The sequence below is a fragment of the Bradyrhizobium sp. CCBAU 11434 genome, assembly GCF_028128895.1.
Lineage (GTDB): Bacteria > Pseudomonadota > Alphaproteobacteria > Rhizobiales > Xanthobacteraceae > Bradyrhizobium > Bradyrhizobium zhengyangense.
In genome coordinates this window covers 279,646-293,258 of sequence record NZ_LBJX01000011.1, presented here as the reverse complement: position 1 = coordinate 293,258, position 13,613 = coordinate 279,646, and the positions used below count along the sequence as shown (strand labels likewise).

12 protein-coding genes are annotated in these 13,613 nt (G+C 61.6%); 2 read left to right on the top strand and 10 right to left on the bottom strand.

Features of this window, described 5'->3' with window-relative positions; genetic code table 11:
* Nucleotide 1: 1 nt before the first annotated feature.
* The 5 genes from XI06_RS08840 to XI06_RS08820 form a co-directional block, all read right to left on the bottom strand.
* The gene (locus XI06_RS08840; protein ID WP_237859064.1) at nucleotides 2–214 is read right to left on the bottom strand and encodes a hypothetical protein; all 213 of its coding nucleotides are present in this window, start codon (nucleotides 212–214) and stop codon (nucleotides 2–4) included.
* Nucleotides 211–1,164: a carbohydrate ABC transporter permease gene (locus XI06_RS08835; RefSeq protein ID WP_271605074.1), complete on the bottom strand. Its 954-nt coding sequence runs from the start codon at nucleotides 1,162–1,164 to the stop codon at nucleotides 211–213. Before XI06_RS08835 ends, XI06_RS08840 begins: the two co-directional genes overlap by 4 nt.
* Nucleotides 1,161–2,120: a carbohydrate ABC transporter permease gene (locus XI06_RS08830; RefSeq protein WP_237859066.1), complete on the bottom strand. Its 960-nt coding sequence runs from the start codon at nucleotides 2,118–2,120 to the stop codon at nucleotides 1,161–1,163. The genes XI06_RS08835 and XI06_RS08830 overlap by 4 nt, the downstream gene beginning before the upstream one ends.
* A gap of 102 nt (nucleotides 2,121–2,222) precedes the next feature.
* A complete protein-coding gene (locus XI06_RS08825) occupies nucleotides 2,223–3,566 on the bottom strand; it encodes an ABC transporter substrate-binding protein (protein WP_237859067.1) in 1,344 nt (447 codons plus the stop codon).
* A 265-nt stretch (nucleotides 3,567–3,831) separates the two neighbouring features.
* The gene (locus XI06_RS08820) at nucleotides 3,832–4,821 is read right to left on the bottom strand and encodes a Bug family tripartite tricarboxylate transporter substrate binding protein (protein WP_237859068.1); all 990 of its coding nucleotides are present in this window, start codon (nucleotides 4,819–4,821) and stop codon (nucleotides 3,832–3,834) included.
* Nucleotides 4,822–5,197: 376 nt separating this feature from the next.
* Between XI06_RS08820 and XI06_RS08815 the strand changes: the two genes are divergently transcribed.
* A complete protein-coding gene (locus tag XI06_RS08815) occupies nucleotides 5,198–8,035 on the top strand; it encodes an ATP-binding protein (RefSeq protein WP_271605073.1) in 2,838 nt (945 codons plus the stop codon).
* Between the two features lie 83 nt (nucleotides 8,036–8,118).
* Here the strand turns inward: XI06_RS08815 and XI06_RS08810 are convergent, their stop codons facing one another.
* From XI06_RS08810 to XI06_RS08800, 3 genes are all read right to left on the bottom strand, one after another.
* Nucleotides 8,119–9,057 (bottom strand): aldo/keto reductase, encoded by a 939-nt coding sequence (locus XI06_RS08810; protein ID WP_271605072.1) that lies wholly within the window; start codon nucleotides 9,055–9,057, stop codon nucleotides 8,119–8,121.
* A gap of 93 nt (nucleotides 9,058–9,150) precedes the next feature.
* Nucleotides 9,151–10,647: an MDR family MFS transporter gene (locus XI06_RS08805; RefSeq protein WP_271605071.1), complete on the bottom strand. Its 1,497-nt coding sequence runs from the start codon at nucleotides 10,645–10,647 to the stop codon at nucleotides 9,151–9,153.
* Nucleotides 10,644–11,702, bottom strand: coding sequence for an HlyD family secretion protein (locus tag XI06_RS08800; protein ID WP_237869747.1), 1,059 nt, complete (start codon nucleotides 11,700–11,702; stop codon nucleotides 10,644–10,646). Before XI06_RS08800 ends, XI06_RS08805 begins: the two co-directional genes overlap by 4 nt.
* A 227-nt stretch (nucleotides 11,703–11,929) precedes the next feature.
* On the opposite strand from XI06_RS08800, the gene XI06_RS08795 reads away from it, so the two are divergent.
* On the top strand, nucleotides 11,930–12,589 hold the full coding sequence (locus XI06_RS08795) for a TetR/AcrR family transcriptional regulator (protein WP_271605070.1): 660 nt from the start codon (nucleotides 11,930–11,932) through the stop codon (nucleotides 12,587–12,589).
* A gap of 158 nt (nucleotides 12,590–12,747) precedes the next feature.
* Here XI06_RS08795 and XI06_RS08790 read toward each other — a convergent pair whose 3' ends face one another.
* On the bottom strand, nucleotides 12,748–13,041 hold the full coding sequence (locus XI06_RS08790) for a DUF1330 domain-containing protein (protein WP_237869749.1): 294 nt from the start codon (nucleotides 13,039–13,041) through the stop codon (nucleotides 12,748–12,750).
* Nucleotides 13,042–13,043: 2 nt separating this feature from the next.
* Nucleotides 13,044–13,559, bottom strand: a complete 516-nt coding sequence (msrA, locus tag XI06_RS08785) for a peptide-methionine (S)-S-oxide reductase MsrA (protein WP_237859076.1) — start codon at nucleotides 13,557–13,559, stop codon at nucleotides 13,044–13,046.
* Between the last annotated feature and the right edge of the window lie 54 nt (nucleotides 13,560–13,613).

Genomic DNA, 13,613 nt, shown 5'->3' with positions numbered 1-13,613 from the left:
CCTACTCCCGCACCTTGGACACGATGGTGAACATCACCGTGCCGAACAGGGTTGTCGCAAACGACCAGGAATACAGTGTCAGCGAGAACGGCTGCATCAGCATCACGACGCCGGCGGCGATGATTGTCGTCGCGATGGCTTCGAGCGGGCCGCGACGCAGAACACGGTCGGCGAGACCACGACGTGCAATGGCTGGGGTGACATCGAGGCTCATTTGCGGACAGCTCCAAAGGTGATGCCGCGCAACAGATGCTTGCGCAGAAGCACCGTGAACACCACGATCGGCACCAGGAACAGCGTCGTGCCGGCGGCCACTGCGGGCCAGTCCTGTCCGCCCTCGCCGATGATGATCGGAATGAACGGCGGGGCCGTCTGCGCATTGCCCGAGGTGAGAAGCACCGCGAAAGCGTATTCGTTCCAGGCGAAGATCAGGCAGAAGATCGCCGTTGCCGCGATTCCCGTGGTGGCCTGCGGCAGCACCACCTTCACGAAGGCCTGGAAGCGGGTATAGCCGTCGATCATCGCGGCTTCCTCGTATTCGCGCGGAATTTCGTCGATGAAGCCCTTGAGCAGCCAGACCGCGAGCGAGACGTTGACCGAGGTATAGAGCAGGATCATTCCGAGCCGCGTGTCCGACAGACCGACGGTGCGATACATCAGATAGATCGGGATCGCGACCGCGATCGGCGGCATCATCCGGGTCGACAAAATGAAGAACAGCAGATCATCCTTCAGAGGCACGCGGAACCGCGAGAAGCCGTAAGCCGACAAGGTGCCGAGCGCGACAGCGAGCACGGTCGAGCCGAACGCGATGATCAGCGAGTTGATGAAGCGCGGCACATAATTCGAAGGACCGGCGACCACCATGTTGCGGTCGCGCGCGATGCTGTCGCACATCCCCTGCGGCGGTCCCAACGAGCGGATGAACTCGGGCGTCTGGCGCGAGCGTGTCGTAAACAGATTGCAGAAGCCTTCGAGCGACGGCCTGAACAGCACCTTGGGCGGATAGGAGATCGCATCGTCAGGCGACTTGAACGCGGTGAGCATGATCCAGACCAGCGGGATCATGGTGATGACAGCGTAGAGCACGACCAGCGAGCCGGCAAAACGCCGCGTCGTGGCCGACGGCTCGACGACAGAATGGGCTGTGGTGGCTGATGTCATCGGCTTTTCACCCTGTTCAGCGCCTTGACATAGATGTTGGCGAGACCGAACACCGTCACGAACAGGATGATCGCGAAGGCCGAGGAGTAGCCGGTACGCCAGCTCTCGAACGCTGCTCGCTTGAGTGTGATCGAGGCAACTTCCGTGGTCGATCCCGGCCCGCCGCCGGTAAGCAGGTTGACCATGTCGAACATCTTGAAATTCTCGATGCCGCGGAACAGCACCGCCAACATGATGAACGGCAGCGCCATCGGCAGCGTGATCGACCAGAACTGCCGCCATTTCGACGCGCGATCGACTTCGGCGGCTTCATAGATGTAATCCGGGATCGACCGCAGGCCGGCGAGACAAATCAGCATCACATAAGGCGTCCACATCCAGGCATCGACGATGACGATGGCCCAGGGGCTCAGCGTGACGTCGCCGAGCATCTGGAAGGACGAGGCCGCGCGTCCCGTGAAAAAGGCGACCACATAATTGAACAAGCCGATCTGGGGTTGGTAGAGGAACGTCCAGAAATTGCCGACGACCGCGGGCGACAGCATCATCGGTAGCAGGATGATCGTGGTCCACATGCCGTGGCCGCGGAATTTCTTGTCGATGAGGTAGGCAAGGCCAAATCCGAGAACGGTCTCGATCACAACAGTCCAGATCACGAAATGCGCCGTGACCTGCATTGCCGCCCAGATGTCCGGATCGGTCAGGATCGACTGGTACCAGTCGGCACCCAGCCAGATGGTCGGTACATTGGCCCGGTTGGCGCGATAATTCGTGAACGACAGATAGATCGTCCAGAGCAGCGGAAAGATATTGATCGCCAGCAGCAACACGATCGTCGGCGTGATGAAGAGCCAGGCGAGTGTCTTGTCCGACAGGCCGCGGACACGACGCGCCACACTGGGCCGGACCATGACGGCCCGATAGGTGATCCGCGAAGAGGCACTCAATTCATTCATTGCAGCGACCGATCCTGGCACCCGGGCCGTCGCGTGGCGACAGATCCCGGTCATCTCGAAGGAAAGCCCGGAGCGCGAGCGCACGCGCTCCGGGTATCAACCTCAGAACTTCTTGCCTTCTTCCTTGAAGATCGCCTTCCAGTCCTTGACCAGACCGTCGAGCGCTTCCTGTGCGGTGCCCTTGTCGGCCACCACATAATCATGCACGCGCTTCTGTTCCGCCTGCAGCAGCTGGGCGTAGGACGGCTCGGCCCAGAAGTCGACCACCATGCCCATCGACTGCAGGAACTCCTTGGCAAAGGGCGCGCTACCAGGGAAGCTCGGATCGTTCAACACGGACTTGGCGCAGGAATAGCCGCCGAGCGCCCACCACTTCTTCTGGACGTCGCCGCCGGAGAACCACTTGATGTATTGCAGCGCCTCGGCCTGGTTCTTCGAGTAGGAGACCACCGAGATGCCCTGTCCGCCGAGTTGCGTCGCCTGCGCGGCGGGACCGGCCGGATTGACGAAGAAGCCGATCTTGTCGCCGCCGACATTCGGGTCCTTGTAGAGGCCCGGGAAGAACGCGAAGAAGTTCATCTGCAGCGCGACCTGACCGGACTTGAAGGCGTCAAGCCCTTCCGACATGTAGGAGTTGGAGGCGCCGGGCGGCGTGCAGCACTTGTAGAGCTCCTTGTAGGCTTCGAGTCCCTTCACCGCATTGGCCGAGTTCACGAATCCGTCCATCGCATAAGGCTTCTTCGGATCGTCGTATTTGAAGCCGTAATCGTAGAGGTAATTCGAGACGCCCATGGTGATGCCTTCCGAGCCACGCTCGGTATAGATCGAGGCACCATAGACCTTCTTGCCGTCGATCTCGCGGCCCTGGAAGAATTGCGCGATGTCCTTCAGCTCGGCAAGCGTCTTCGGCACGCCGATCTCGCGACCGTACTTGGCCTTGAAGTCCTTCTGCACGTCAGGCCGCGCGAACCAGTCCTTGCGATAGGTCCAGCCCACCGCATCGCCCATCGCGGGCAACGCCCAATAGTTCGGCGTGTTCTTCGGCCACTCGGAATAACCGACCACCGTCGCCGGCATGTAGTCGTCCATGCTGATTCCTTCCTTCTTGAAGAAATCGTTGAGCTTGACGTACTGGCCGTTCTCCGCGGCGCCTCCGATCCATTGTGAATCGCCGATGATGAGGTCGCACAGCGAGCCATGCGAATTGAGTTCGTTCAGGAAGCGATCGGCGTAATTGGTCCACGGCACGAATTCGAACTTCATACCGATACCCGATTTGGCGGTGAAGTCCTTCGACAATTCGACCAATGCGTTGGCGGGGTCCCATGCGGCCCAGCACAGCGTAATGGTCTTTCCTTGCGCGTGCGCGGGCGTGGTGCCCGCTCCGACACTGAGCGCGGCGGCGACTGCCGCGCATGCCACTACAAGCGTCTTCGTTCGTTTCATTACACGTTCCCTCCGAGTGGGCCGGCCATCGACATGGCGCGGCTTTCCTACCCGCTCGAATGCTTCGAGCAGAGCGACACAGTCCACGACGAGCTGAGTAACTAAACTGGTGTTTCCTCGCGCCACCCGGATTCTATAGGCCCGGCAGGCTCGATTTGTTTAGTAATGCACGGTTTACTAAACATTGCAAGCGCAGTTCGTGGGCCACCGGCATCGGGCCCGCAGAGATTGTACGACGCCTCCAACACACGAAACGCCGGCGCACTTACAGCGCTTGAAGTCCGATTGATTTGATCACCGGCGCAAGACTTGCCGAAGTGGCATCGACAGTCTGCTGGAATTTCTCCGGACCCGAATCGCTGTCGGGCTCCATCCCCTGCGCGCGATAATTCGCCAGCAGTGCCGGATCGGCCATCGCCACCCGTGTTGCCTGCGCGATGCGATCGATGATCGCGTCGTCAGTCTTTTTCGGAGCGAAAAGACCGAACCATCCCTCGTAGCTGAGATCAGGCATGCCGGACTCGATCGCGGTCGGAATCTCCGGCGCGCCGCTCAACCGTCTGTCGGTCGTGACCGCAAGCAACCTCACCTTGCCGGCCCGGCCCAGTTGCTGCAATTGAACCGACATGACGGCAATGACGAGAGATATCTGACCGCTCACGAGGTCGTTGGTGGCCTGTGCGATGCCGCGATAGGGAACGTGGACGATATCCAGGGCTCCGGCCTGCTGCTTGAACAGTTCCCCCACGAGGTGATTGCCGGTGCCGATGCCCGGAGTTCCATAGGACAGCGTACCCGGTTTGCTCCTGGCATAGGCGATCAGGCCTTGCAGGTCTGTGGCAGGCAGCGATGGATGGACGGCGAAAACCAGCGCACTGCTGATCAGGCGATAGATCGCCCGGAAATCCCCGACGGAATACGAGGGATTTGGCGTCGTCAGGGGGATGATGACCTGCGTGCTGCCGTTTCCCAGCAGCAGCGAATAGCCATCGGGCTTCTCGCGCGCCACCGCTGACGTCCCGATCGCGCCGCCCGCACCGCCGACATTGTCCACAAACGTCGGGCCAAGTTGAGATGACATCTTCTCGACCCAGGGGCGCCCGATCTGATCGCCCGAGCCGCCGGCCGCATAGGGAATCACAAGCCGAATGGGGCGCGATGGATAATCAGCGGCTTTCCCGCCGCGCGAAAGTCCGGCGAGCGCAACGGCAAACGTGGCCGCATTGACGAAATCTCGTCTCGAGGGCGAAGACATGTCCTGTTCCGAACGTCGTAAGCTTTGATCAGAGAAGGGACCGGCTCCCAAGCCTCCATACGCAGCAGCAACCGGCCATCGTCAACGGCACAGTCGATCAGCGCGGCATTCGCGGTTCGTGCGCAAAATGAGAGTGTCCATCCGTTTTTCGACTACGATCCCTGCGCAAGACGGACAGCTAAGCGAATGACCAACCTCATCCACTAGCCTAAACCGTTCATCTGACAGCAATATTTCAAAATGCCCCAGATCCAGTCAATGCAACAGCGCGCGCACCTCAAGCCGCTCCCGCTGCTTTCGTCCAGTTTACTGTACGCTTCGTTCTGATAGGAAAAAGTCAAACAATTTTGACTCCCCGCAGCGGGGGCGATGGCGCGTGTCAGACAACAACCAGGACTCGGCCATTTCTTTTGGGCCATTTCGTCTATTTCCAAGGTCGCGACTCCTGGAAAAGGACGGCGCGCATCTTCATGTCGGCGGCCGCGCGCTCGACATCTTGATCTTCCTGGCCGAGCGGCCCGGCGAAGTCGTCGACAAGCGCGAGCTCGTCAAGCGAGTCTGGGCAGACGTGAATGTCGACGATGGCAGCCTCCGCTTCCACATCGCAGCCTTGCGCAAGGCACTCGGCGACACCGGCAAGTCGGCCCGCTATGTCGTCAACGTCCCCGGGCGCGGCTATTGCTTCGTCGCATCTCTCACCCAGGTTGCTCCCGCCCCTCCTGCTCGCCCGACTGATATCCCTCTACCGCGTTTCCTTCCCGCCCCGCTCGCGCGCGTGATCGGGCGAGACGACGTCATCGAGAAGATTTCGACCGGGCTCGCGATGCATCGTTTCGTGACAGTGGTCGGCCCCGGCGGCATCGGCAAGACCGCGGTGGCCGTGACCGTCGGCCATCGCCGGCTTGCCCATTTCGACGGGCATGTGTTCTTCGTCGACTTCGGACCGGTGCGGAAGCCTGAACTCGCAGCAATCACCATCGCATCGACGCTCGGGCTATCCATCAATGCGGAGGATCCGGTCCCGGCGCTGCTGACGCACCTGCAGACGAAACCGACGCTGCTGATCTTCGACAGCTGCGAGCACGTGCTGGAGACGCTCGCGCCGCTGGTCGAGCGCCTGGTTCGCGAAGCACCGCGACTGCATGTGCTGGCAACCAGCCGGGAATCCTTCCGCAGCGAAGGCGAACGGATCTTTCGGCTGTTCCCGCTGGATTGTCCGCCCCGGCGTGACGACCTCGCCGTGGCCGACGTCCTTGCCTATCCGGCGGCCCAGCTCTTCGTCGAACGTATCGCGCAGAGCTCCGGACCATTTCAGCTGAGCGCAGAAGAAGCACCGCTGGTGGCTGACATCTGCCGCCGCCTCGACGGCATCGCGCTTGCGATCGAGCTCGCAGCAGGGCGCGTCAACGCCTATGGCATCGCCGGCACGGCATCCCTGCTCGACAGCCGCTTTTCGCTGCAATGGCGCGGGCGGCGCACGGCCATCCCGCGACATCAGACGCTCGGCGCCGCGCTCGACTGGAGCTACGACCTGCTTCCCGCATCCGAGAGCGCCATTTTGCGGAGACTTTCCGTGTTCGCCGGGCCGTTCACGCCGGAGGCGGCTGCTGCCGTCGCCTCGGGCGACGGGCTCAGCGCCGCCGCGACCATGGAGGCGATCGACAATCTCGTCACAAAGTCGCTGATCGCACCATCAGGTGCGCGAACATTGCGCTATCGCCTGCTGGACACCACGCGCACTTATGCGCTCGGCAAGCTGAGCGAAGCCAATGAAGCGAAGCGGATCGCACAGCGGCATGCCGAATATTTTCACGGCCTGTTCGAACGCGCTGAAGCCGAAACCTCCTCCCCATTGTCGGACTGGCTTGGCGCCTACGGCGCCGAATTGGACAATTTGCGCGCTGCGCTGGACTGGGCCTTTTCGCCTGAAGGCGATGCACGGCTTGGTATCGCCCTGACGGCGGTGGCCGTGACGCTCTGGATTCGGCTTTCGTTGTTCGCAGAGTGTCGCGAGCGCGCCAGGACCGCGCTTGCCGCGCTGGCAGACCATGACGAGGAGCGCGTACGCATGCAGCTCCTGGCAGCGCTCGGCTGGTCGCTGATGTATGGCGAAGGCCGGGCACGCGAGGCCCGCCCGATCCTCGAGTCCACGCTCGAATTGGCCGAGAAGCTCGACGACAAGGATTTCCGGTTACGGGCTCTCTGGGGCTTGTGCATCGATCAGTTCAACAACGGGGCGTTTGGCAAGGCGCGCGCGCTCGCCGATCGTTTCACCGAAGCCGCCGCGAATTCGTCCGACAAGACTGATCTCATGCTGGCGGACCGGTTGATGGCCGTCGCACTGCATTATCTCGGAGACCAGAGCGAGGCACGGGTCCGTATCGACCGGGTCAATGCCTCGCTGCATGTATTGGCCGAGAAGCCCAAGATCTTCCCGCTCGATCTGCGGATATCGACGCAATACTTTCGCGCCCGCATCCTGTGGCTGCAGGGTCATGCCGATCAGGCTTTGGCGTTGGCCGAACAGAATATCCACGAAGGTCGGGCCAACGGCCATGCGCTGACCTTCTGCAGCGTGCTGGGACAGGCCGCCTGCCCGATTGCCTTCCTGGCTGGCGACTACGACGCCGCCGAGCGCTACGGGACCGAATTGCTGGAGCATGCTGATCGCCACGCCATCCGGCTCTGGGGGCTATGGGCCCGCGCGTTCAACGCGCTGGTCGCTGCAAAGCGCACAGACGTCGAGACCGGCTTGCCGCTGTTGCGAGACGAGCTCAATCGCGCCGGCGATGCCCGCTTCCTGCCGCGCTTCCTTCCCCTGCTTGGCGAACTAGCCGCCTGCTTCGGACAAGCCAATCAGGTTCATCATGGCTTCGACACGATCGAGAACGTGTTGGCGCGCTGCAACGACAGGCAGGAGCGTTGGTATCTGCCGGAGCTACTCCGCATCAAGGGTGAGCTGTTGCTGAGGGAGTCACCGCAATCGGAAGCCGCCGACGCCTGCTTTCACGAAGCCATGGATCTAGCAACACAGCAAGGCGCGCATTTCTGGCAGCTGCGCTGCGCGATCAGCATTGCGCAGCTCAGGATCGGACAAGGCCAGCGCGCTGAGGCACGCGCGGTTCTGGAGAAGGCATGCAATGCGATGACCGAAGGATCCGGGATCGCCGATATGCGGTTCGCGCGCGACCTGATTGCGGACCTGCAAACATGATCCGAACGCATCTCGCTCCGGAGATTCCGATCCAAAAAGTCAAAGCTGATCGTGGTCATGGAACGCGGCTCAGGTCATTCCGTTCATTCGGCCCTCGGAATAAAGCCGGGTACACCGGTCTCAACTACCGAGTTGAACCTGATGTTCGTCTTGATCTGCTCTTTTATCTCCCGCATGGCGTCCTCAGGTAGAGCCGAGATATCGAAGTTTTCCCGGATGCGCCGAGGATTCGTCGAGGTGGTCAGGAAGGCAGAGCCGCGTTGTACGGCCCACGCGAGCGCAATCTGAGCCGGCGTCTTATGCAGGCGCTCCGCGATAGCTGTGATCACAGGATCGGCCAGGACGTTCGGCTTCATGGCGTGTCCAAGTGCCGCAAACGCTTGCAGCACAATTCCATGCTCGCGGCAGAAGTCGAGCAACTCCCATTCCGGCAAATACGGATGGGATTCGACCTGCACCATGGCGGGCCTGATCCGCGCGACTGCGACGATCTCGCGCAGCTTCTCCAAAGTGATGTCCGAAAGGCCGATCGACCTGCAGTGGCCCTCGTCAACGAGCCGCTCCATTGCCTCCCATGTCTCCGCCAACGTGACTCCAGAGTCATAGATGACCCGCCCGCGCTCGTCCCTCGGGTCCTGCTCGTCGCCAGGTTGAAAGGCAAAGGGCGTGTGAATGATGTAGCAGTCGATGTCGTCGAGTTTCAGCCGCCTGCGGCTCGCGTCAAATGCGGGTTTCACCCGCTCCGGCCGATGGTTGGTGTTCCATAGCTTGGTCGTAACGAAGAGGTCCCGACGCCGAAGCTTCTCCGTTGCGAACACCTCCTGCATCGCGTCGCCGACCGCTTCTTCGTTGCGGTAGCGCTCGGCGCAATCGAGATGTCGAAACCCCGCCTCCAAAGCAGCCTTCGTGGCCTGCCTCGTCACGACCGGATCCGGGATCAGCGTGCCAAATCCCACGGCGGGGATGGAGCCGGACGCGTGTGTGGGAATCCTCGTGTCACGAAGCGAATCGGACGTCGTCATGCTGATACTCCTTTGCTTGTCCCCGACTCCCGCACCTGCGCGGGACGAAATGATTGAAGTTGAAGATGAGATGCGACTTTCTGTCTCGCGCCCTTAACCGGAGGGCCGAGGCTTGCGGAGAAAGAAGACCAGCGGGATCACGGCGAGCATGGCGAACATCAGGATCTCGAACTGATCGATAACTGCAACGGTGGCCGCCTGGCGCGTGACAATGCCATTGAGAGCGGCGAGGCTCGGCTTCGCGATCGAACCTACCGTATTCGCCGCCACACGGAACGGTGTGAGGTGCTTGGCGAGGGCTATGTGCACGGCCTGCGTGTTGGCATAGAAGAACAGCTGGACCACGGCAATGCCGATGGTGCTGCCATAGAGCCGCGACAGGTTGATCAGAGCGCTACCTTCAGGGCGAAACTTCGGATCAAGGGTTCCGAACGCCGCTCTCGCGAGCGCCGCCAGCGACATGCCGAGACCTGCACCCTGAAGGAAACCGGCTTCGACAATCGGCCGCCAATCCATCCCCGGCGAATAGCCGAGCATCAACCAATTGGCATAGACCACGAGCACCATTCCACCCATGAGGAACGGCCGATAGTCTAACTGGCTCGGAGCAAGGCTCGTCAGTACCAGGGCTCCCACCAACGCCACGCCGCGGGGAACACTCATGTAGCCGGTGGTGTCGACTGGGTAATTGAGCAATTCCTCCAGCATCGGAGACGTCAATGCCAATGTCGGCAACAGGACGAAACCGAGCACGAAGGAAATCACCGTCGCGAGGAGAAGATTGCGGTCCCTGAACAGCACCGTGCGCAGAAAATGCTCCTTTCTCGTCAAAACGTGCACGGTGAAGAGATAGAAGCCGAGAACCGCGGCGATCGCTTCGACCCAGATTTCCTTCGAGGCGAACCATTCCAGGCGCTCGCCTCGATCAAGCAGCATCTGTAGCCCGATCATGCCAACGGAAAAGGTCGTCAGCCCGAAGAAGTCGAACGCCTGGCCTCGGTCTTGACGCTTCTCTCCCAGCAACTGAGCCATCGTCACGAAGATGATGGCCGTCATCGGCACACTGACGTTGAAGATCGACGGCCAACCGTAATATTCGCTGAGCCAGCCGCCAATCGCGGGACCCGTACTGATGCCGAGCAGCGAGCAGGCCGTCGCGGCCAGACCCATGCGCGCACGCCGCTCTGCCGGCGTCACCTCGAGCAGAATTGCCAATGAGAGCGGCACCAGCGGCCCGCTCGCCGCTCCCTGGAGAATCCGGGCCAGCACGAACTGGATCGACGTCGTCGCCAGCGTATCGAAGACGAGACCTAGCCCGAATGCGATCAGCGCCGCCTGATATATCGCCTTCCGCCCATACCGTCCCGCCAGCCATTGTGTGATCGACATGGTCACGGCACTTGCAGCGATATACGAGGAGAACACCCAGCCGACCTCGTCATTGGCCATCGAGAGCGTCGCCTGGATGTGCGGTAGCGCCGCGTTCGGCAGGGAAATGTTCACCGCCTGCAAATAGGTTGCCATAAGGGCCGCCGCGGAGATTGCATAACGACCGCCGGCCCCCGATGTCGATGGGATGGGCGTACTCATTTGACCTCCGTCGCGCTCGCGGGTTGGAGCAGTTGTATCCAGCTTCGGCGACGGCCCGTGTCGACGCGCGCCGTCACGCTGATGCCGGAGAACAATGGTCGGCTCGGATCGGTATCGTCGAGTTCCAGACGCACTGGCAGTCTTTGGACCACCTTGACCCAGTTGCCGGTCGCGTTTTCCGGCGGCAGAACCGAGAAGTCCGACCCGGTGCCGGGACTCATGCTGACGATATGCGCCTCGAATTTGCGGTCCGGATAGGCGTCGACATCAATCATCGCCGCCTGGCCCGGACGCATGTGGGTCAGGCCTGTCTCACGGAAATTGGCTTCGATCCACACGTCCCGGCTCGACATCAGCGAGAACGTGGGCGCCCCCGCGGAAACGAACCCACCAACCTGCAGGTCGTCGACCTTCGTAACGACACCGTCGTCGGGCGCCCTCACGGTCGCGTAGGAAAGATCGAGCCGTGCACGGTCGAGCTGCGCCTTGGCCGCACGAACCGTCGGGTGGCGGTCGATGTCGGTATCAGGATCGCCATTGAGCGCGACGACCGTGTTTGCAATCTGCTGTTCGATCGACGCCGTGCGTTGACGCGCGACCTTGAGATCGGTTTCAGCCCGCTCGTAGACCGCGCGCGGCGTGAAGTCGGAAGCGACCAGCATTTTCTTGCGATCGAACTCGTGCTCGTCGAAGGCAGCAGCGTCCCTCGCCGATTGCAGTTCAGCCTGCTGCTGGCGGTAGGTCGCCTTGAGCGATTCGATCTGGAGCCGCGCGCTGGCGAGCCGGGCCTCGGCCTGGTCGACGGCAATCTGATAAGGCTCCGGATCTATCCGAAACAGGACCTGGCCCTGCCGAACGCGCTCGTTGTCGTGCACGGCGATCTCGACCGCCTGACCGGACACGCGTGCATTGATGGTCACTTTCGCGGCGCGCACGAATGCGTCATCCGTCGAGATAAAGCGTTCCTGCACCAGATACATGTAGGCGCCGAACATGGCAGCCGCGGCCGGCAGCACAACCATCAGGGGCAGGCGCAGCCGCTCGGCAAGATCCATTCCGAACAAAGGCTCAGTTGCTCCGCTCCCGCGGGAGCGCCTGCGATCACCCAGCCAGCCGGTGATTGGCGCAAAGTTCAGACTCATAGACGTTGTCCTTATCTCATTTAATAACGTTCGTTACAAATATTGTACCTCCATATGGTGATCAAGATGGCCCGCCATTGATTTTTATAACGATCCATACAAATATACGTGTAGACCGTCGCAACCAGGATCATGCTGACATGGCACGGAAGAAGAACGACACGAGCCCGTCGCGCCGCGGACGCCCCCCCGCCTACGACGCAGAAACGGCCCTCAAACGGGCCACGGAAGCGTTCTGGAGGACCGGCTATTCCGGCACATCTCTCGACAAGGTCGCCGCCGTGACCGGCATGAGCCCGCCGAGCCTCTATGCGGTGTTCGGTAACAAGCACGCGCTCTATCTTGAAGCGCTCGCGCACTATTGGGAGACGAGCCTGGCCGCCACGCGCGAGGCCCTCGCAGGGGACCATCCCTTGGACGAAGCCTTGATGCTGGCCTATGAGGCAGCGCTCTCGATCTATTTTTCCGGCAGGGGAACCACGCGCGGCTGCTTCGTGGTCGGAACCGCCGTAACCGAAGTCGCGGAAGATGCGGAGATCCGCAACAGCGTCTCGGCCGGACTGCGCGCAATCGATGCCGATTTCGAAGCTCGCTTCCGCCGCGCGCGGGACGAGGGCGAGCTGAAACCGGACGTCGACCCTGCCGCACTCGCAATCCTTGCTGCTGCCACGATGCAGACGATTGCCATTCGCGCGCGTGCTGGCACCCGCCGCGCCGAACTGCGAGAACTCGCCCGGAAGGCCGTCGACGCGATCTGCGGATGCCGGCCGCAGGCGCGCCAAGACGCGACGCCCGCCTGAGATCAAGCCCTTTACCGGCCGAGCCGGTTGGCAACCAACGCTGCTGGCAATGCGGCGAGGATGGCTTGCGCATTTCCGCCCGCGTTCTCGTTAGAGTTTAGCGACCGTTCTCAAATCAAGCACCAGCGCGATTCGGTTCGAGTTCGCACCGCCGCCCCTCACTCCAGTCCTTCGATGATCCGGACATCCCGCTCGCAGGCATTGCCGAGCGTCTTCAGCGCCTCCTGATAGGCAGGGCTGTCGTGTGCCGCCACCGCCAGTTCGAGGCTGTCAAATTCGGTCACCGTCGTGCGCTGGGCGATGCCCTGCTCATAGACCTTCGCAGCAACGCCGCGGGCGAGGAAGCGACCACCGTGGGCAATAATCGCGGGCCCCGCGAGCTTCGCGTAGGCCGCCAGCGCCTCTGGATCGGAAATCGAACGATAGAGGGTGATCCAGTAGCCCTTGGCCATCGCTAGCCTCCGGCGACGGCCGCGCGCCGCGGCAGTTTCCAGTTCGGCCGAATGAAGTGACACGTGTAGCCCTCAGGGTAACGCTCGAGATAGTCCTGATGCTCGGGCTCGGCTTCCCAGAATTCGCCGGCTGGAGCAACTTCGGTCACTACCTTGCCGGGCCACAGGCCAGACGCTTCGACATCTGCAATGGTATCTTCCGCTGCACGCTTCTGCTCATCTGACGTGTAGAAAATCGCTGAGCGGTAGCTGGTCCCCAAATCATTGCCCTGGCGATTGAGCGTCGTCGGATCGTGAATCTGGAAGAAGAACTCCAGCATGGTCCGGAAGGTGGTCTTCGCAGGATCGAAGATGATCTCGATCGCTTCGGCATGGCCATCGTGGTTACGATAGGTGGCGTTCTTCACCCGTCCGCCGGTGTAGCCTACGCGCGTGGAGATCACGCCCGACTGCTTGCGGATGAGATCCTGCATGCCCCAGAAGCAACCTCCCGCCAAAACCGCGCGCTCTGTCGTCATTTGTCAGCTCCCGTCATGCTAGGGACGTCCTTCCGGTTTCAGCCTCTTGGCGAA